An 18,659-nucleotide genomic window follows, 5' to 3' on the forward strand; every position below is an offset into this window, starting at 1 on the left:
AAGGGACGAAATGACCACGCTCGAACCGGCGAGGGACGCTGCCCAAGACAACCTGGCGGCCTTGGAATCCGAGGCCATCCACATCTTCCGCGAGGTGGCGGGCGAGTTCGACCGGCCGGTGATCCTGTTCTCCGGCGGCAAGGACTCGACGTTGCTGCTGCATTTGGCGATCAAGGCGTTCTGGCCGGCGCCGGTGCCGTTCCCGTTGCTGCACGTGGACACCGGGCACAACTTCGACGAGGTCATCGACTTCCGCGACCGCGTGGTCGAGCAGCACGGGCTGCGGCTGGTCGTGGCGAAGGTGCAGGACTGGATCGACGACGGCAGGCTCGAAGAGCGCGCTGACGGGCTGCGTAACCCGCTGCAGACCACGCCGTTGCTCGACACGATCTCCGAGAACAAGTTCGACGCCGTCTTCGGCGGTGGACGCCGCGACGAGGAGCGCGCCCGCGCCAAGGAGCGGATCTTCAGTCTCCGCAACGCTTTCGGCCAGTGGGAGCCACGTCGGCAGCGCCCCGAACTGTGGAACCTCTACAACGGGCGGCACCGCCCCGGCGAGCAGGTCCGCGTCTTCCCGCTGTCCAACTGGACCGAGGCGGACGTCTGGAACTACATCGCCCGGGAAAAGGTCGAACTGCCGTCGATCTACTACGCGCACCGGCGCGAGGTCTACCAGCGTGACGGCATGTGGCTGGCCGAAGGCCCGTGGGGCGGGCCGCGTCCCGGGGAGGACCTGAAGGAACTGACCGTGCGCTACCGGACCGTCGGCGACGGTTCGTGCACGGGTGCCATCGAATCGACCGCCGCCACGGTGGACGAGGTCATCGCCGAGGTCTCGGCCTCCCGGCTCACCGAACGCGGCGCCACCCGCGCCGACGACCGGATGTCGGAGGCGGCGATGGAAGACCGCAAACGTGAGGGGTACTTCTGATGTCCAGCCTTCTCCGGCTCGCGACGGCGGGCAGTGTGGACGACGGGAAGTCGACCCTGGTCGGGCGGCTCCTCTACGACACGAAGTCGGTACTCGCCGACCAGCTGGACGCCGTCACCCGCGCCAGTGTCGACAAAGGACTGTCCACACCGGACCTCTCGCTGCTCGTGGACGGCCTGCGTTCGGAGCGCGAGCAAGGCATCACGATCGATGTGGCATACCGGTATTTCGCGACGCCGAGGCGCAGTTTCGTGCTCGCGGACACCCCGGGCCACGTGCAGTACACGCGGAACACGGTGACCGGGGCGTCCACCGCGCAACTGGCCGTGCTGCTGGTCGACGCACGCAAGGGCGTCATCGAGCAGACCCGCCGTCACGCCGCGGTGCTGGCGCTGCTGGGTGTCCCGCATCTGGTGCTGGCGGTGAACAAGATCGACCTCGTCGACTACGACGAGGCGACCTTCACCGTGATCGCCGAGGAGTTCGCCGAGCACGCCGCTTCCCTCGGCTACGAACGAGGCTCCGTGCTCGCGGTGCCGGTTTCGGCACTGCAGGGCGACAACGTGGCGGAGAAGTCGGACAAGACGCCGTGGTACTCCGGCCCGACCTTGCTGGAGCATCTGGAAACCGTGCCGGTGGCACCGGATCCGCATGATTCGGCGTTGCGTTTCCCGGTGCAGTACGTGATCCGGCCACGCACGGCCGAGCATCCCGACTACCGGGGTTACGCCGGGCAGATCGCGGCGGGCACCGTCCGGCCGGGTGACGAGATCGTCGTGCTCCCCCAAGGACTCCGCAGCCGGGTGGAGGGCATCGACACCGCCGACGGGCCGCTCGCCGAAGCCGGTGCCGGCACGTCGGTGACCCTGCTGCTCGCCGACGATCTCGACATCTCGCGTGGGGACTTGATCGCGGCGGCCGACCGGCAACCGCGGGTGACCGACGAAATCGCCGCGACGCTGTGCTGGCTCTCGGCGAAGGCCCTCAAACCGGGCGCGCGAGTGCTGGTGAAGCACGGCACCCGGACGGTACAGGCCATCGTCAGTGAACTCCACGCCCGCTTCGACGAGCAGACGCTGTCCAGTGTGGACGGTCCGGACTCCCTGGAGCTCAACGACATCGGCCGGGTCACCCTGCGGCTCGCCGAGGCGATCGGCGTGGACGACTACGGTGTCAGCCCGCGGACCGGCGCGTTCCTGGTCATCGACCCCCAGGACGGCGACACCCTCGCCGCCGGGCTCGTCGGCGAAAGGTTCGCATGACCCCAAGCCTCACTCCGCCACTGGTGGCCGTCGCCCACGGCAGCCGTGACCCGCGGTCCGCCGCGACCATCCGGGCCCTGCTCGACGTTTCCCGTGGCCTGGCACCGCGTCTCGACATCCGGGAGTCCTTTTTGGACCTCTCGGAGCCACTGCTGACCGATGCGTTACGCGGCCTGTACGCCGAGGGTCATCGCGAGGCCGTCGTGGTGCCACTGCTGCTCGGCGTGGCCTACCACGCACGCGTCGACCTGCCCGCGCTCGTCGCCGAGGTGACCGCGGAGTGCCCGGGGCTCGACGTACGTGTCTCTTCGGTGCTCGGTATCGACCCGCTCATCGAGACGGTCGCGCTGGACCGGCTCACCGAGGCGGGCGCCGACCTCGACGACCCGGAACTGGGTGTCCTGCTGGCAGGCGTCGGTTCGTCGAACGTCGCCGCGAACGACGCGGTCGCCGGGATCACCACTCGCTGGCACCTGCGGCGCGGACTGCTCGCGACTCCCGCCTTCGCGAGCGCCGCCCAGCCGGACGTCCCCGCCGCCATCACGCGGCTGCGGCTCCACGGCGCGCGGCGGCTGGCTGTCGCGGGCTGGTTCCTCGCCCCCGGCCTGCTGCCGGACCGGATCGCGCGACTGGCCCGCGAAGGCGACCCGTCGGTGGTCGTCGCCGGGCCGCTGGGCCCGGATCCACGGATCGCTGGGCTTGTCCTGGAGCGCTACGACGTCGCCGCCGCCCGGCTCGCCGCCTGACTAGACCGGCTTTGTCCCGTCCGGGCGCTTGATACCGATCTTCGGTGGTTCTCATTCCCAGTTCCGTGACGCCCCGCGTATGAGAACGGAGATTTCTTGACGGTAACTCTCTAAACGCTGCGCAGCACCCTTTCCTTCCCCATCGAATCCCCTGGTAGGTGGAACATGAAGGCTGCCATCCGTGCCCTCGTCTGCGCTTCGGCCGTTCTCGTCCCGCCCATCGGTCTCGCCGCCCCGGCTTCGGCGGCGACCACCGTCGTCTTCGACTGCGAGGCGAAGCCGCCGCTCGTCGGCAACCAGTCCCGATCCCGGCGAACTCCACCTGGGTGAGTGCCGACCTCACGGGCGGCTCCGGCATCGGCTCGACCCCGCCGAAGATCACCGTCTCCGGCAGCGTCGCGACGCTGAGCTTCCCCGGCCCGATCGCGGGCGGCTTCACGTTCGAACTGCCGACCGTGACCGCGCACCTCACCGCGGGTTCGTCCGGCACCATCGAGACGAAACTGGCGGACAGCGGCTACGGCGATCCGGGCCTGACCTTCACCGCCGTCGTCAGCGCCGGCTTCGAGGTCTCGGCGCCGACGTCGTGCTTCCCGAACCCGAGCCCGACCTTCACCACGACGACGATCGGCTGAGCCGTGCCTGCGCCCACCCTCTCGGGGTGGCGCAGGCCACTGCCCGGCCCGACTTCGCTGTGCGAAGGTGTGCCCATGGCTGACGAACTGGTGCACTACGACGTGGTGGGCGGCACCGCCACGATCACCTTGGACTCCCCGCACAACCGCAACGCGCTCTCCGCCCGGCTGCGGCGCGAACTGAGCGATTCGCTGGACATGGCGCAGGCGGACGACGCGGTACGGGTCATCGTGCTCACCCACACCGGGCCGGTGTTCTGCGCCGGGATGGACCTCAAGGAGGCCCGCGGCGCCGGTGCGGGCGACCAGGGCGTCAACGAGTTCCCGAAGATCCTCGAGCAGCTGTGGACCAGTCCCAAACCGGTGGTGGCCAAGCTCGCGGGCCCCGCGCGGGCGGGCGGCATCGGGATGGTGGCCGCGACCGACATCGCCGTCGCGGTACACGAAGCGACCTTCGCCTTCTCCGAGGTCCGGATCGGCGTCGTACCGGCCGTCATCTCGCTCACCGTGCTGCCCCGGCTCAACGCCCGCGCCGCGCACGAACTGTTCCTGACCGGCGACACCTTCGACGCGAAGCGGGCCGTCGAGATCGGCCTGCTGAACTCGGCCGTCGCCGCCGCCGAACTCGACAGCGAGGTCGACCGCTACGTCAAGGCGCTCGCCCAAGGCGGTCCGAAGGCTCTCGCGGCGACGAAGGAACTCCTCAGCAAGCCCCGCCCGGCCACCCCGGGCGAAGGCTTCGAGGCCATGAACAAGCTCTCCGCCGGCTTCTTCGCGAGCGAAGAGGGTCAGGAGGGCATCACGGCTTTCGCCCAGAAGCGTAGGCCGAACTGGGTTCCGGAGGGCTAGTCAGGCAGGACGACGGTGAGGCGCCGGGAGTCCGATCGATCACCGGTCGGCCCCAGCGCCCGCTGCGCGTCCGAAAGGACACTGCGCACGGCCAGGTACGCCTTCGGATCGCGCTCCCTGAGCACCGACGAACCAGACCAGATGAGGACGTGCTCACCCGGCGACAGCCAGGACAGGTCGGTGAGGCAGTCGTAGAGCGCGTCGAGGTTCTTCCCGAAATAGTCGGGGAACGACAGCGCTTCCGCGATCGCGTCCAGCGTCGAGGCCTTGTCGACCGTCTCGCCGCCGTCGAGCAGATGGGGATGCGCACCCCGCGCGAAGGCCTTTTCCGCCTCGCTCTTTTCCGCCGCGCTCATCGATTGCTGTCCACTACGACGAAGGACTTGTAGTGGTCGTCGGTGTAGTACAGCTCCTTGCCCGACCCGGTCACGAGCCGCTTGGCCCCGCGATCCGGGCTGCCCGGCGTCTTGACCGTGTATTCCCGGTAATAGCCGGAGTCCTTGGCGGGCAAGACCTTCTCCCGGTTCTGGAACAGGACGTCGTCGTTGCGGGGATACGGGTACGGCCCGCCCGCCTTGATGAGCCGCCAGGTATCGGCCGCCTGCGCGGGCAGCGCCGTGAGCGGTTTGACCGGGAGCCCGGACTCCTCGCCCGCGACCTTGCCCTTGACCCGGCTCGCCGCGGCCTCGCCGGACGGCCCGGCCGAAGCGGACGAACTCGCCGGGGCCGAAGCATTCTTCGTGTCGTCACCGCTGATGCCGTCCTTGACCAGCCAGCCGGCGAGTACCAGCACGATGAGGCCGATCAGGGCGGCGGTGATCCGCCTACGGTTGAACATGGTGCGCCAGCTTAGGAGGGCCGGTCGGGGTCGTTCGCATCGCGGGCCGCACCGAAGAGCCGGGCGACCTTGCCGAAGACCGCGTCGAGTACCCACGCGGCGGCAAGGCACAGCGGCACCACGACCACCATGACCAGCACGAACTGTACGGGGAACGGGGCCTGCGCCAGCCACAGCTCGACGCCATCCCACCAGTCAGCAAGCCCGTTGAACACGATGTGAGCCTACGCTCGCGGCCCCTGCCGCCGCCGTCAGGCCGGGTATGTTGCTGACATGTTCGCTGTTTACGCTTCCGAACCCAACGCCGAGAAGCCGCTGGACTCGCTCGTGATCGGCGAGCGTCCCGAGCCCGACGTGCCCGAAGGCTGGGTGCGGGTCAACGTCAAGGCCGCCAGCCTGAACATGCACGACCTGTGGACCCTGCGCGGTGTCGGCATCAAACCCGAGCAGTTCCCGATGATTCTGGGCTGCGACGGCGCGGGAACCCTCGACGACGGCACCGAGGTCGTCCTCCATTCGGTGATCAACGCCCCTGGCTGGCAGGGCGACGACACCCTCGACCCGAAGCGCAGCTTGCTGACCGAGAAGTACCAGGGTTCTTTCGCCGAACAGGTCGTCGTCCCGGCGCGCAACGTCGTGCCGAAGCCCGCGGCCCTGAGCTTCGCCGAGGCCGCGACCATGGGCACGGCCTGGCTGACGGCGTACCGGATGCTGTTCGTGAAGTCCGGGCTGCGGCCGGGACAGACGATGCTCGTCCAGGGCGCCTCCGGCGGCGTCTCGACCGCTCTCGTGCAGCTCGGGAGCGCGGCAGGCTTCCGGGTTTGGGTGACCGGGCGTAGCGAAGAAAAGCGTGCGCTGGCGGAGAATCTCGGCGCCCATCAGACCTTTGAGTCCGGCGCGAGGCTGCCGGAGCGGGTCGACGCGGTCTTCGAGACCGTCGGGAAGGCGACCTGGTCGCATTCGATGAAGTCCCTCAAACCGGGTGGGATCATCGTCGTCTCCGGCTCCACCAGCGGCCCGGATGCTCACGCGGAGTTGCAACGCGTGTTTTTTCTGCAACTCCGGATCGCCGGCTCGACGATGGGGACCAGGGACGAACTGACCGATCTCCTCGCTTATCTGGAGCTCACCGGGGTCCGGCCGCGGATCGGTGCAGAATTGCCGTTCACGGATGCCGAAACCGGGTTTAAGACCATGCTCAACGGGGAAACCTCAGGCAAGGTCGTATTCCGGCATTGATCGGAGGAGTGCCGACTCCCTCCCCAAGCGGCTCTCGCGCACATCTGCGCACGTCCCAGCGTTTTACGCAGGTCAAGCAGGTATTTTGCGGTCTTGTCAAGTGTCAAGAATGTTATGACTAGGCAAGCTTCTTAAGACCAAAGTTCGATCAAAATCCGACCTCTCGCGGTTAACCTTGAAGGATGACCGCAACGCAGCGGCCCGAACCGGCGGACCCGGGGGGCCGGACTTCCACCGATACCGACCCGATCCGCGTCTCGTTCCGGCGCTATGCCGGCGTCCGCACCAGAGTGCTCGAAGTCGTGCCGCAGCCGGTGGAATCCGCCGACCGCGCGCCCCGCAGGGTGCTCGGCAAGCGGACGGCCGCGCGCGGGCACGTCAAGCCGACGGCACCGAGACTGGTGCTGCTGCACGGGTACTGCGACAGCGCCGACACCTGGCGTCCGGTTCTGGAACTGCTCGCGGCCGCCGGCATCCCGGCGGTCGCGGTCGATCTACCCGGCTTCGGTGACGCTCAGCCACTGCGGCCGGGTCCGATGCTGCCGCAGCTGGACGCCTTCGCCGCGGCCGTGATCAAGGAGCAGGCCGTACTCGGCACGGTCGTGCTCGCCGGCAACTCGCTCGGCGGGACGATGAGCCTGCGTGCCGCCGAGAACCACCGGCTGCCGGTCGCCGGCGTGGTATCGATCGCCGCTCCCGGTTTCGTGGACAGCTGGCTCATCCGCGCCGTGGCCCGTTATCCGCTGCCGCTGCGGATGTACTCGGCCTTGCCGTTGCCGATCCCCGGTTTCCTCGTGCGTGCCGTCGCCGAGCAGATCGTGCCCCGGCTGCTCTACGCCGACGCCGCCGCCGCGGACGCCGCCCAGGTCCGCCGCTTCACCGCGTTGTTCCCGGACTACCGCTCCACCACCAGCCGGCTCGAGCAGGCGAGGCAACTCGTCGAGGAACTGGTGGACGCGTACCGGCTCGAAGAAGTCCGTATCCCGCTTCTGGTGGTCGTCTGCGGCAAGGACAAGCTGGTCAGCGCCGCTTCCGGACGTCAGCTGCACGCGCTGGTCCCGCACAGCAGGCTGTTGGTGCGTGAGGATTGGGGCCACTGCCCGCAGCTGGACGACCCGGTCGAGATCTCGGAGCTACTGACCTACTTCGCGGCGAGCGCGTCCAGGCCGTCGAAGATCGCTTCCCGGGTTGCCGCCGAAGTGAGCGCGGACACCGTCGCCGGATAGGTGCGATGTCCCGTCTGCCAGTACGTCCATGCCCCCACCGCCACTCTCAACGGAGCCGCTTCGCGGCACTTGCCTAGGGCGTGTCTGACAAATCTCGTTCGCGGTCTTCGCGCCCAGGCGGCCCCATCGAACAGATTTGCCAGACACGCCTTAGTCTCCATTCGGACTGTGACCCAGTCCGAAGGGCACAACCTGTTGGGAGACGACGATGTCCGCACCGCGCAGCCTGGGCTCAGGATCCGGGATATTCCGCCGCAAACCGATCGAGCAGATCCAAGAACTGAGTGACGGCGGTGGCGGGCTCCAACGCACGCTGGGCCTGCGTCAGCTGACCGCGATCGGGGTCGGCGGCATCATCGGCGCGGGGATCTTCTCCCTGGCAGGCGCGGTCGCGCACGAGACGGCCGGGCCCGCCGTGCTCATCTCGTTCCTCATCGCGGGTATCGCCAGCGCCGCCGCCGCGTTCTCCTACGCCGAGTTCGCCGGGCTCATCCCCCGCGCCGGCTCCGCCTACACCTATGGCTACACCGTGCTGGGCGAGATCGTCGGCTGGTTCATCGGCTGGGACCTGTTGCTGGAATACACGGCGATCGTGGCGGTGGTCGCGATCGGCATCTCCGGCTACTTCAACGAGCTACTGGGCTACCTCAACATCGACCTCCCGACGTGGATGCTGGGCGCTCCGGGCACCGAGAAAACCGGCATGGAACCGGGGTCCTACAAGATCAACCTGTTCGCCGTGCTCCTGTGCCTGCTGATCGCCTTCATCCTCAACCAGGGCATGAAGAACGCGGCCCGGTTCGAGACACTGCTGGTCTACCTGAAGGTCGGCCTGGTCCTGCTGGTGGTCGTCGTCGGTGTCTTCCACATCAACACCGACAACTACTCGAACTTCTTCCCGTTCGGCCTCAGCGGCGCGTTCACCGGTGCGGCGACGGTGTTCTTCGCGGTCTTCGGTTACGACGCCATGTCCACCGCGGCCGAGGAATCGACCGACTCCCAGAAGCACATGCCGAAGGCGATCCTCTACTCGCTCGCCATCTCGATGGTGCTCTACGTGCTGGCCTGCCTGGTTCTGACCGGCATGGTCAACTTCAAGGACATCGACAGCGAAGCCGCCTTCTCCAGCGCCTTCAACGGTGTCGGCATGAAGTGGCTTGGCATCATCATCGCGGTCGGCGCGATCATCGGTATCACCACGGTGCTGTTCACCTTCCTCATGGGCGCGAGCCGGGTCGGCTACTCGATGAGCCGCGACGGCCTGCTGCCCAAGTGGTTCGGCAAGACCCATCCGGTGCGCAAGGTGCCGAACCGGATGACCTGGGTGCTCGGCGGCGCGTCGGCGCTCATCGCAGGGCTGCTGCCGATCGGCGAGGCAGCCGAACTGACGAACATCGGCATCCTGCTCGCGTTCGTGGTCGTCTGTGTCGCGGTGATCGTGCTGCGCTACAAGCAGCCGGACCTCCCCCGGACCTTCAAGACCCCGGGTATGCCGGTCGTGCCGATCATCGGCATCGTCTTCTCGATCTGGCTGATCACGTTCCTGAACCCGGAAACCTGGCTGCGGTTCGCGGTCTGGTTCGCCATCGGGCTGGTCATCTACTTCGCTTACAGCCGTCATCACTCCGCGATGAACGCGAACGACGACGACGCGAAGCAGGTCAGCGGAGACGACTCAAACGCGTAGCGGCTTCGCGGGCTTCGATCTGGAGGCGGTCGACAATCGACGCCGCCGGGCCGGAGCCCGCGAGTTCGTAGGTCTGCCCCGCGTAAAGCGACATGACTTCGGGGTCCTCCGCCTTCCCCGCCGCCGCGCGGATGGGTTTGGTCAGGTTGTTGACCTCCGGATACGCCGACGGCGCGGTGGCCGAGAACTCCGCGACCGCGCGGTTGACCAGCGCGCGGGCCGGACGTCCGCTGAACGCCCTGGTGAACGTGGTCGGCCTGCCGCCGTCCGCGAGCGCCTGCCGGTGCCCCGGCTGCGTCCCGGCCTCGTCCGCGCGCAGGAACGCGGTCCCCAGCTGGGCCGCGACGGCACCCGCCGCCAGGACGGCGGCGATGTCGGCACCGTGCACCAAACCACCGGTCGCGATGAGCGGCAAGTCCGTCCGCGCCGAGACCAGGCGAAGCAGGCTGAGCACGCCGTACTGCGCTCCGCCGCCTTCGGCTCCTGGTTCGTCAGCGAAAAGCCCTCGATGCGCCCCGGCCTCGAAGCCCTGGACCACGAGCGCGTCCGCGCCGACCGCCACTGCCCGATCGGCCTCGGGCGGGCTGGTGACGGTGACCGCTACCTTGCTGCCGTTGGCATGCAGGCGTTCGACGTCTTCGGGCGAGGGCGTGCCGAAGGTGAAGGAAACGACCGGCGCCTTCCGCTCCAGGACGAGCTCCAGCTTCGCGACGTAGGCGTCGTCGTCCCATCGCGGTTCGCCTGGCTCGACGCCGTAGCGCTCGGCCTCCGCTCGCCAGCGCTTGATGTGCCCGCTGAGGTCCGTCTCGGCGGCTCCGCCCGGGACGAACAAGTTCACGCCGAACGGCTCACCGGTCAGCTCGGCCGTCTTCGCGATCCGGTCCGCGAGGGCTTCGGCACTGAGGTAGCCGCCCGCCAGGAAGCCGAAGCCGCCCGCCGCGGTCACCGCGGCCACCAGCTCGGGAGTGGTCGGCCCGCCCGCCATCGGAGCCGCGATCACCGGGAAACGCAGTTCTTCGAACACGGATCCGACGATAGCCCTCTCGGGGCGCCACGGAATGTGAGGTTGGAGTCACTCCCAGGATTCCTCTTGGTGGTCTAGACCTTTAACGCCGAAGGTGCGACGATCGGACCAGTCGTGACGCAGGTCACGTCTCTCCCGTCCCCAGGAGGCCCTGGTGAAGACCTTGAGAGCGCGGCTGAGCCGCGCCGTCGTCGGAGTGGCGCTGCTCGCCGGCGTCACCACCGCAGCCGCCCCGGTCGCCGACGCGGCCACTCCGGCACTGCAGTCGATCGTTCCCGTCCCGGTCTCGGCGCAAGCCGTCACCGGGTCCGACCACACCCTGACCACGAACACGAAGATCTACACCCCGGCGGGTTCGGCACCGGCCAAGGCCGTCGGCGACTACCTCGCCGAAGTCCTGCGCAAGTCCACCGGCTTCGCCCTGCCCGTCATCGACGCCCCGTCGGGAACGCCTGCCGACGGCATCTCACTCCTGCTGTCCGGCGCCAACCCGAGCGTCGGTGACCAGGGCTACCAGCTGAACTCGACGTCCGCTTCGGTCGTCCTGCGCGCGACGACGGCGCAGGGCCTCTTCGGTGGCGTACAAACACTTCGGCAGTTGTTGCCCGGCAAGGTCGAAAGCCCGACCGTCCAGGCAGGCCCCTGGACAATTCCGGGTGCCAACATCCTGGACTACCCGCGGTTCGGCTACCGCGGCGCGATGCTCGACGTCGCCAGGCACTTCCATCCGGTCGCGTCCATCAAGCGGTACCTCGACCAGCTGGCGCAGTACAAGATCAACAACCTGCATCTCCACCTGGCCGACGACCAGGGCTGGCGCATCCAGATCGACAGCTGGCCGCGCCTGACCACCTACGGCGGCAGCACCCAGGTCGGCGGCGGCGCCGGCGGCTACTACACCAAGGCGCAGTACACCGAGATCGTGAACTACGCGGCTTCGCGGTTCATCACGGTCATCCCGGAGATCGACATGCCCGGGCACACCAACGCCGCCCAGGCCTCGTACGCCGAGCTGAACTGCAACAACACCGCCCCGCCACTGCGCACCGACACCGCGGTCGGCTACAGCTCGCTGTGCATCTCGAAGGAGGTCACGTACACCTTCGTCGCCGACGTCATCCGGGAGATCGCCGCACTGACCCCCGGCCCGTACTTCCACCTCGGCGGGGACGAAGCCCAGGCCACCACCGACGCGGACTACCGCACCTTCATGAACCGTGTGCTGCCGCTGGTGGCCGCCAACGGCAAGCAGGTCGTCGGCTGGCACGAGATCGGCAAGGCCACCCTGCCCGCCACGGCGACCCCGCAGTTCTGGGGCACGACGACGTCCAGCACGGAAGTCTCGAACGCCGTCGCCCGCGGCAGCAAGGTGATCCTGTCCCCGGCGAACAAGGCGTATCTGGACATGAAGTACAACTCCAGCACGCCGATCGGGCTCTCGTGGGCGGGCTACATCGAGGTACAGGACGCCTACAACTGGAACCCGGGCACCTACCTCTCCGGCGTTCCCGAATCGGCCGTCCGCGGCGTCGAATCCCCGCTGTGGACCGAAACCGTGGTGACCCCGGCGAACATCGACTACCTCGCCTTCCCGAGGCTCCCGGCGCACGCCGAACTCGGCTGGTCGCCGTGGTCGACGCACGACTGGAACGTCTTCCGGGTCCGCCTCGGCGCGCAGGCCCCGCGCTGGCAGGCGCAGGGCATCGGCTACTACGCGTCGAGCCAGGTCCCCTGGGAAACCGGTTCGACCAACCCTGGTACCTGCTCACTCCCCGCCTGGGACCGCGCTTCCGCCTACACCGGCAGCACGAGCGTCTCCCACAACGGGCACAAGTGGTACGCGAAGTGGTGGACACAGGGCGAAGAGCCCGGCACCACCGGCCAGTGGGGCGTTTGGCGCGACGACGGCACCTGCTGAGCCCGGTCGTTCGCCCGCTCGGCCCCTTCACCGGGCCGGGCGGGCTACGGTGGGGTCCATGGCCGCTGATCTCGAACTCGTTCGCACTCTTTCCTTGCGTGAAAACGGACTCGCGACCGTCGCCACGGTCCGCGCGGACGGCACCGTGCATTCCTCGGTGGTGAACGCCGGGGTGATCGAAGACCCGGTCACGAAGGCATTGGGGATCGGTTTTGTCGCGATGGGCGGGGTGAAGAAGCTCGACCTGTTCCGCCGGGCGGGCCACGCCACGATCACCTTCCGCCGCGACTGGGAGTGGGCGGCGGTCCAGGGAACCACCCACCTCATCGGCCCGGACGACCCGGACCCCGGCTTCGACCCGGCCGGGCTCCCCCGGCTGCTGCGCGACGTCTTCATCGCGGCGACCGGGACCCACGACGACTGGGACGAATACGATCGCGTGATGGCCGCCGAACGCCGTGTCGCCGTCTTCGTCACGGCGAACCGTGTCACCGGAAACCGCTGACACGCGAAAGGCCGCCCGACAACGCTTCGGGCGGCCTTTCGCCAGTCTTGCCTACTTCTTCTTGTTGCCAGAGTCCTCAGTGGACAGTGCGGCGACGAAGGCCTCCTGCGGCACCTCGACCCGGCCGACGGTCTTCATCCGCTTCTTGCCTTCCTTCTGCTTTTCCAGCAGCTTGCGCTTACGCGAGATGTCACCGCCGTAGCACTTCGCGAGCACGTCCTTGCGGATCGCGCGGATGGTCTCGCGGGCGATGATGCGGGCACCGATGGCGGCCTGGATGGGCACCTCGAAGTTCTGGCGCGGGATCAGCTCGCGAAGCCGGTTCACCATGCGGTTGCCGTAGTTGTAGGCGTCGTCCTTGTGCACGATGGCGGAGAACGCGTCGACACCCTCGCCCTGCAGCAGGATGTCCACCTTGACCAGGTCCGCCGCCTGCGAGCCTGCCTCCTCGTAGTCCAGCGACGCGTAGCCGCGCGTACGCGACTTCAGCGTGTCGAAGAAGTCGAAGATGATCTCACCCAGCGGCATGTTGTACCGCAGCTCGACCCGATCCTCGGACAGGTAGTCCATGCCGAGCAGCTGGCCGCGCTTGTTCTGGCACAGCTCCATGATCGTGCCGATGAACTCCGACGGCGCCAGGATGCTCACCTTGCTGACCGGCTCGAGCACCTTGTCGATCTTGTTCCCGGTCGGCCAGTCCGAGGGGTTGGTGACGTGGATTTCCTTGCCGTCGTCCTGCACGATGTCGTAGACCACGTTCGGCGCGGTGGAGATCAGGTCGAGGCCGAACTCGCGCTCCAGCCGGTCGCGGGTGATCTCCAGGTGCAGCAGACCGAGGAAACCGCAACGGAAGCCGAAGCCGAGTGCCACCGAGGTCTCGGGCTCGTAGTCCAGCGCGGCGTCGTTGAGCTGGAGCCTGTCCAGGGCCTCGCGCAGCTCGGGGTAGTCCGAACCGTCCACCGGGTAGAGACCGGAGTAGACCATCGGCTTCGGCTCGCGGTACCCAGCGAGCGCCTCCTTCGCACCGTTGCGCTCGGAGGTCACGGTGTCACCGACCTTGGACTGGCGGACGTCCTTCACCCCGGTGATCAAGTAACCGACCTCGCCGACCCCGAGCCCCTTGCTGGCCTTGGGCTCCGGCGAGATGATCCCGACTTCCAGCAGTTCGTGCGTGGCACCGGTGGACATCATCTTGATCCGCTCGCGCGGGGTGATCTTGCCGTCGACGACCCTGATGTAGGTCACGACGCCCCGGTAGGTGTCGTACACCGAGTCGAAGATCATCGCCCGTGCCGGAGCGTCCGCGTCACCCTGCGGAGCGGGCACCTGCTTCACGACCGCGTCGAGGAGTTCACCGACCCCGACGCCGGTCTTCGCGGACACACGCAGCACGTCCGAGGGCTCGCAGCCGATGATGTGCGCGATCTCGGCGGCGTACTTGTCCGGGTCGGCGGAGGGCAGGTCGATCTTGTTGAGCACCGGGATGATCTGGAGGTTGTTCTCCAGGGCGAGGTACAGGTTCGCGAGTGTCTGCGCCTCGATGCCTTGTGCGGCGTCGACCAGCAGAACGGCCCCTTCACACGCTTCGAGCGCGCGGGAGACCTCATAAGTGAAGTCGACGTGGCCGGGGGTGTCGATCATGTGCAGGACGTGGTCCTGACCGGCGACCTTCCAGGGCAGGCGCACGTTCTGCGCCTTGATGGTGATCCCGCGTTCCCGCTCGATGTCCATGCGGTCCAGGTACTGCGCACGCATGGCCCGTTCCTCGACCACACCGGTGAGCTGCAGCATCCGGTCGGCCAGGGTCGACTTGCCGTGGTCGATGTGCGCGATGATGCAGAAGTTCCGGATGAGCTCCGGGGGCGTGAAGGTCGTGTCGGCGAACGTCGTCAACGGGTTTCCTCGCGAAGGTCGGGGTGTGCCACCTCTATGCTCCCATGCCACTCCGGGTGCGAGTGGGGGTCATCCCCGATGCGGCCCGTGGCGGGCTGTGGTGCCCTCGAAGTATGAGTAATTCACTGACCCAAATGCTCGAAAAGACGTTCGGCCATCCCAGGGGACTGCTCGGCCGGTTCGGTGGCCTGGCGATGGCGCACGGCAACGCCGCCACCGAACTTCGCGTCGTCGAACTGGCGTCGATCGAGTCCGGGGAAACCGCCCTCGTCGTGGGCCCCGGCCCGGGTGTCGGCCTGCAGGCAGCCGCGGATCGCGCCGGTCGCACCGTCGGCGTCGATCCGTCCCCGGAGATGCTCGCCCGGTCCCGCCGCAGATGCGGCGACAAGGTGGAACTGCGGCATGGGACCGCCGATTCCACAGGCGAGCCGGACGGGAGCGTGGACGTGGTCCTGACCATCAACAACGTGCAGCTGTGGGAAGACCGGACGGCGGGCTTCGCCGAGCTGTACCGCGTACTTCGGCCGGGCGGGCGGCTACTGCTGTCGTCGCACGAGAAGTGGCTGCCGGTTTCCCGGCACGAGCTGGCCGACGAAGCGGCCGCCGCCGGCTTCACCGACCTGCAGACCTGGACCTGGGAACCGCCGGGGTTCAGCGCCTCGCTCGCCGCTCAGCTGCGCGCGAGCAAACCCGCGGCCTAACGCGGGTCGGTGCGCAACGGATGCTCACGCGGCACCTCGACCAGCACGATCCTGGTGCCGTCCGGGTCGGCGATCCACGCCTCGTCCAGGCCCCAGGGTTCCCGGCGCGCTTCCCGGACCGGGTCCACCCCCTTGGTGGCGAGCTCCTCGATCGACGCGGGCAGGTCCCGGACCTGCAGCCACAGGACGACGTCGGGGGTCGGACCGGTCTTGCCGGTCCCGACGATCTCGATCGACCCGTTCCCGGCGAAGAACACCGTCCCGCCGGGGAACTCCTTGTCGATCGCCAGGCCCAAGGTGTCCCGATAGAACGCCGTCGACACCTCGAGGTCCTTCGGGTGGATCAGCACCCTGCTGCTCAGCACGTCCATGACTCAATCCCTACCGGATGTGCTCAGGCCATCGCAATCGCGGTGATGCCCGCCAGCACCACCACCGACCCGATCAGCCTGCGGACGGCGTTGGCCTCCTTCAGCACCAGCCAGGCGGCAAAGCCGCCCAGGACGATGCTCAGCTCCCGCGCGGGTGCGACGAGGCTCACCGGCGCGATCTGGAGGGCGTAGAGGACCAGCAGGTAGGCGACCGGCGAGAGCACGCCGACTATGAGCACTTCGCGCTTGTGCTCGCGCCAGAGCCACGAGACGTCTTCGCGATCCTTCAGCGCGTATGGCGCCATGAGCAGGATCTGCAGGATCGCGCTCGTTCCCAGATAAACAATCGGCGGGACGCCGAGACCGGTGACCGAATGCGCGTCCCACAGCGTGTAGGCGGCGATCGTGAGCCCGGTCAGCAGCCCGTACGCCACGCCCTTGCGGCGAGCGGAGCGGTCGGCGGCGGCGGCGTTCGCCGGTGCCCGCCCGGTACCGATGACCAGTACCCCTGCGATCACAAGGAACGCCCCCACCAGGCCGAGCGGCCCGGGGCGCTCACCGAGCAGCACCACGGCCGCGAGCACCGAGATCAGCGGTCCGGTACCGCGGGCCAGGGGATACACGACGGACAGATCGCCGACGGCGTAACCCCGCTGGAGGACGACTCCGTAGGCGATGTGCAACACCGCGGTGACCACGACGGCGAGCAGCCACGTCCACTGTGGACGTTGCGGCTCCACCGCCAGCGAAACCGCCATGACGGGGACGAGCAGGATCGCGGAGAGGCAGGAGTAGGCCCAGACGAACCGGGCTCCGCCCCGGCGGAGCCGCTTGGCGGCCAAGTTCCAGCCCGCGTGGATGATCGCGGCGGCGAGGACGAAAAACAAAGCGGTGGCGTTCACTGCGGACCTTTCACGTTTTCCGCGCATACGGAAAACCCGGTCCTCCAGGCTTTTGTCCCGTCAGATGAACGGCGGCGCTTCCGGCCCCGCCGATGGTGCCGCTCGGACCGGCCCCGCCTGTCCCTGATTGTGTGTTTCCTGAGCGGGCAGGCGGCGGAACCCTAGGCACTACGATCTTCACCGTACCGCAGCAACCCACCCGGAGGGGGCCGCGTTCCGCCCCGGGACGGCTGTTAAGCTGGCCCCTCGTCGCCGTGTGGCATTCCGTCATGGAGGAAACCCGCGCCGCTCCCGAGCGCGCTGGGCCGGTCACAGCGCGGTGGCGAACCACCGAGAGATCCAAGAGGAGCGCCCCCGTGGCCAACATCAAGTCGCAGATCAAGCGCATCACCACCAACGAGAAGGCGCGTCAGCGCAACCAGGCGATCCGGTCCTCGGTGAAGACCGCGATCCGCAAGTTCCGTGAGGCCGCCGACTCCGGCGACAAGGCCAAGGCCCTGGAGCTTCAGAAGGACGCGGCCAAGAAGCTGGACAAGGCCGTGACCAAGGGCGTCCTGCACGCCAACCAGGCCGCCAACAAGAAGTCCGCGATCGCGAAGCGCGCGAACTCTCTCTGATCGGCTTTAGAAAGGGCCCCGGCGACGCGAGTCGCCGGGGCCCTTTCGTATGTTCAGCGACCGACGCCTTGGGCCTCGACGACTTCGAGGACTGCCCGCTCCAGCGCGTATTCCGGATCGGCGGCGACACCTTTGACTTCGGCGTTGAGCCGGGCGACGACCCGCATCGCGGTGGCGAGACCGTCCTGGCCCCACCCTCGGGCCTGCCCCTGTGCCTTACGGACCTTCCACGGCGGCATCCCCAGCTCACCCGCCATCTGGTTCGGGTTCCCGCGACCAGCGCCGGACACCCGCGCGATGGTGCGGACGGCGTCGGCGAGGGCATCCGCGACCAGCACATGCGGCACTCCCAGCTGCATCGCCCAGCGCAGTGACACCAGCGCCGCCGTCCTGTCTCCCGCGACGGCCTTCTCGGCGACGGCGAACCCGTTCACGTCCGCACGACCCCGGTGATAGCGGCGCACGGCCTGTTCGTCGACCGTTCCCCCGGCGTCCGCGACGAGCTGGGTCGCGGCCGACGACAACTCGCGAAGATCCGAACCGACGGCATCGATCAACGCGAGCACGGCCGCGCCGTCGATCTTCCCGCCGACCCGGCGAACCTCGTTGCGGACAAAGGATTCCCGCTCAGCGGCCTTCGTCAGTTTCGGGCACTCGACGACCTCCGCCCCGGCCTTCTTCAGTGCCGCGGGCAGCGCCTTCGCGGCCTTGCTCCGGCCGCCTCCGCTGTGCACGACGACGAGCACGATGCCGTCGGCGGGGGCTTTGACGTAGGCCATCACCCCGTCGGCGAGCTCCTGCGAGATGTCCTGCGCGGATTCGAGGACGATGACCCGGTCCTCGGCGAACAGCGAAGGACTGACCATCTCCGCGAGTGCGGGGACTGTGAGGTCCGACACCCGGATCCGCGAGAGATCCGCCGTCGGATCGGCCGCTTTGGCCGCGTCGGAAGCGCTGCGGATCGCGCGTTCGATCAGCAGCTCTTCCTCACCGAGGACCAGTACCAGCGGCGATGGGGCGGAAGCTTGCGTCGTCACGGTCACGATCCTGCCACTCCTCCTCTCGTGTGCTTTCTCCGGTGATGTGTTCCGGACACGGTGGCCCCACCCGAGGCCCATGTCGTACGGTGTTGGCGAGGCGACGCGATTACACGCGTGCCGACAATTGAATACCGCTCATCCAGAGGGGCAGAGGGAACGGCCCGATGAAGCCCCGGCAACCGGCGTCAGCCTGTCATCCCGCGATCGCGGGGTAGCTGACGAACACGGTGCCAATTCCGGCCCGCCCAGGCGGGGCAGATGAGGAAGGACCTCGC

The 18,659-nt window shown here is 68.1% G+C and carries 19 protein-coding genes, 1 pseudogene and 1 riboswitch; of the genes and pseudogenes, 12 read left to right on the plus strand and 8 right to left on the minus strand.

Annotated elements, in window-relative coordinates; all coding sequences use genetic code 11:
* Positions 1-10 precede the first annotated feature (10 nt).
* The 5 genes and pseudogenes from cysD to AB0M65_RS05995 all read left to right on the plus strand — a co-directional run bounded on the left by cysD (position 11) and on the right by AB0M65_RS05995 (position 4,423).
* Positions 11-931, plus strand: a complete 921-nt coding sequence (cysD, locus tag AB0M65_RS05975; RefSeq protein WP_364022104.1) for a sulfate adenylyltransferase subunit CysD — start codon at positions 11-13, stop codon at positions 929-931.
* Positions 931-2,193, plus strand: coding sequence for a GTP-binding protein (locus AB0M65_RS05980; RefSeq protein ID WP_364022107.1), 1,263 nt, complete (start codon positions 931-933; stop codon positions 2,191-2,193). Before cysD ends, AB0M65_RS05980 begins: the two co-directional genes overlap by 1 nt.
* A complete protein-coding gene (locus tag AB0M65_RS05985) occupies positions 2,190-2,939 on the plus strand; it encodes a sirohydrochlorin chelatase (RefSeq protein WP_364022110.1) in 750 nt (249 codons plus the stop codon). Before AB0M65_RS05980 ends, AB0M65_RS05985 begins: the two co-directional genes overlap by 4 nt.
* A 165-nt stretch (positions 2,940-3,104) precedes the next feature.
* A pseudogene (locus AB0M65_RS05990) lies at positions 3,105-3,574 on the plus strand (cyclase).
* 75 nt (positions 3,575-3,649) lie between these two features.
* The gene (locus tag AB0M65_RS05995; RefSeq protein ID WP_364022113.1) at positions 3,650-4,423 is read left to right on the plus strand and encodes an enoyl-CoA hydratase-related protein; all 774 of its coding nucleotides are present in this window, start codon (positions 3,650-3,652) and stop codon (positions 4,421-4,423) included.
* On the opposite strand, the gene AB0M65_RS06000 is transcribed toward AB0M65_RS05995, so the two are convergent.
* Genes AB0M65_RS06000 through AB0M65_RS06010 form a run of 3 tightly spaced genes read right to left on the minus strand, consistent with a single transcriptional unit; the run spans position 4,420 to position 5,476 of the window.
* Positions 4,420-4,779, minus strand: coding sequence for a barstar family protein (locus AB0M65_RS06000; RefSeq protein ID WP_364022116.1), 360 nt, complete (start codon positions 4,777-4,779; stop codon positions 4,420-4,422). The genes AB0M65_RS05995 and AB0M65_RS06000 overlap by 4 nt on opposite strands.
* A complete protein-coding gene (locus AB0M65_RS06005; protein WP_364022119.1) occupies positions 4,776-5,261 on the minus strand; it encodes a ribonuclease domain-containing protein in 486 nt (161 codons plus the stop codon). Before AB0M65_RS06005 ends, AB0M65_RS06000 begins: the two co-directional genes overlap by 4 nt.
* 11 nt (positions 5,262-5,272) lie before the next feature.
* Positions 5,273-5,476, minus strand: coding sequence for a hypothetical protein (locus AB0M65_RS06010; protein WP_364022122.1), 204 nt, complete (start codon positions 5,474-5,476; stop codon positions 5,273-5,275).
* A 58-nt stretch (positions 5,477-5,534) separates the two neighbouring features.
* On the opposite strand from AB0M65_RS06010, the gene AB0M65_RS06015 reads away from it, so the two are divergent.
* The 3 genes from AB0M65_RS06015 to AB0M65_RS06025 all read left to right on the plus strand — a co-directional run bounded on the left by AB0M65_RS06015 (position 5,535) and on the right by AB0M65_RS06025 (position 9,413).
* On the plus strand, positions 5,535-6,500 hold the full coding sequence (locus AB0M65_RS06015; protein WP_364022125.1) for a zinc-binding dehydrogenase: 966 nt from the start codon (positions 5,535-5,537) through the stop codon (positions 6,498-6,500).
* A 182-nt stretch (positions 6,501-6,682) separates the two neighbouring features.
* Positions 6,683-7,726 carry an alpha/beta hydrolase gene (locus tag AB0M65_RS06020; protein ID WP_364022127.1) on the plus strand — a complete coding sequence of 348 codons (1,044 nt, stop codon included), beginning with the start codon at positions 6,683-6,685 and terminating at the stop codon, positions 7,724-7,726.
* Between the two features lie 208 nt (positions 7,727-7,934).
* Positions 7,935-9,413 carry an amino acid permease gene (locus tag AB0M65_RS06025; RefSeq protein ID WP_364022130.1) on the plus strand — a complete coding sequence of 493 codons (1,479 nt, stop codon included), beginning with the start codon at positions 7,935-7,937 and terminating at the stop codon, positions 9,411-9,413.
* Here the strand turns inward: AB0M65_RS06025 and AB0M65_RS06030 are convergent.
* The gene (locus tag AB0M65_RS06030) at positions 9,388-10,437 is read right to left on the minus strand and encodes a nitronate monooxygenase (RefSeq protein ID WP_364022133.1); all 1,050 of its coding nucleotides are present in this window, start codon (positions 10,435-10,437) and stop codon (positions 9,388-9,390) included. The two genes, AB0M65_RS06025 and AB0M65_RS06030, sit on opposite strands and share 26 nt — an antisense overlap.
* 154 nt (positions 10,438-10,591) lie before the next feature.
* Between AB0M65_RS06030 and AB0M65_RS06035 the strand changes: the two genes are divergently transcribed.
* Together AB0M65_RS06035 and AB0M65_RS06040 are read left to right on the plus strand one after the other, a co-directional pair.
* Complete coding sequence (locus AB0M65_RS06035) at positions 10,592-12,355, plus strand: family 20 glycosylhydrolase (RefSeq protein WP_364022136.1); 1,764 nt, start codon at positions 10,592-10,594, stop codon at positions 12,353-12,355.
* 58 nt (positions 12,356-12,413) lie between these two features.
* Positions 12,414-12,860, plus strand: coding sequence for a pyridoxamine 5'-phosphate oxidase family protein (locus AB0M65_RS06040; RefSeq protein ID WP_364022139.1), 447 nt, complete (start codon positions 12,414-12,416; stop codon positions 12,858-12,860).
* 51 nt (positions 12,861-12,911) lie between these two features.
* Here AB0M65_RS06040 and lepA read toward each other — a convergent pair whose 3' ends face one another.
* A complete protein-coding gene (gene lepA / locus AB0M65_RS06045; RefSeq protein WP_364022142.1) occupies positions 12,912-14,753 on the minus strand; it encodes a translation elongation factor 4 in 1,842 nt (613 codons plus the stop codon).
* A gap of 113 nt (positions 14,754-14,866) precedes the next feature.
* On the opposite strand from lepA, the gene AB0M65_RS06050 reads away from it, so the two are divergent.
* Positions 14,867-15,454, plus strand: coding sequence for a class I SAM-dependent methyltransferase (locus AB0M65_RS06050; protein WP_364022144.1), 588 nt, complete (start codon positions 14,867-14,869; stop codon positions 15,452-15,454).
* Here AB0M65_RS06050 and AB0M65_RS06055 read toward each other — a convergent pair.
* Both AB0M65_RS06055 and AB0M65_RS06060 read right to left on the minus strand, forming a co-directional pair.
* Positions 15,451-15,825 carry a VOC family protein gene (locus AB0M65_RS06055; protein WP_364022146.1) on the minus strand — a complete coding sequence of 125 codons (375 nt, stop codon included), beginning with the start codon at positions 15,823-15,825 and terminating at the stop codon, positions 15,451-15,453. The genes AB0M65_RS06050 and AB0M65_RS06055 overlap by 4 nt on opposite strands.
* Before the next feature lie 23 nt (positions 15,826-15,848).
* Positions 15,849-16,754: an EamA family transporter gene (locus AB0M65_RS06060; protein ID WP_364022148.1), complete on the minus strand. Its 906-nt coding sequence runs from the start codon at positions 16,752-16,754 to the stop codon at positions 15,849-15,851.
* Positions 16,755-17,083: 329 nt separating this feature from the next.
* Between AB0M65_RS06060 and rpsT the strand changes: the two genes are divergently transcribed.
* On the plus strand, positions 17,084-17,344 hold the full coding sequence (gene rpsT / locus AB0M65_RS06065; protein ID WP_076166631.1) for a 30S ribosomal protein S20: 261 nt from the start codon (positions 17,084-17,086) through the stop codon (positions 17,342-17,344).
* Positions 17,345-17,397: 53 nt separating this feature from the next.
* Here rpsT and holA read toward each other — a convergent pair whose 3' ends face one another.
* Positions 17,398-18,381, minus strand: a complete 984-nt coding sequence (holA, locus tag AB0M65_RS06070; protein ID WP_364022151.1) for a DNA polymerase III subunit delta — start codon at positions 18,379-18,381, stop codon at positions 17,398-17,400.
* A 135-nt stretch (positions 18,382-18,516) separates the two neighbouring features.
* Positions 18,517-18,649: riboswitch (SAM riboswitch) on the plus strand.
* The last annotated feature ends 10 nt before the right edge of the window (positions 18,650-18,659 follow it).

This window comes from Amycolatopsis sp. NPDC051071 (assembly GCF_040682875.1).
GTDB lineage: Bacteria > Actinomycetota > Actinomycetes > Mycobacteriales > Pseudonocardiaceae > Amycolatopsis.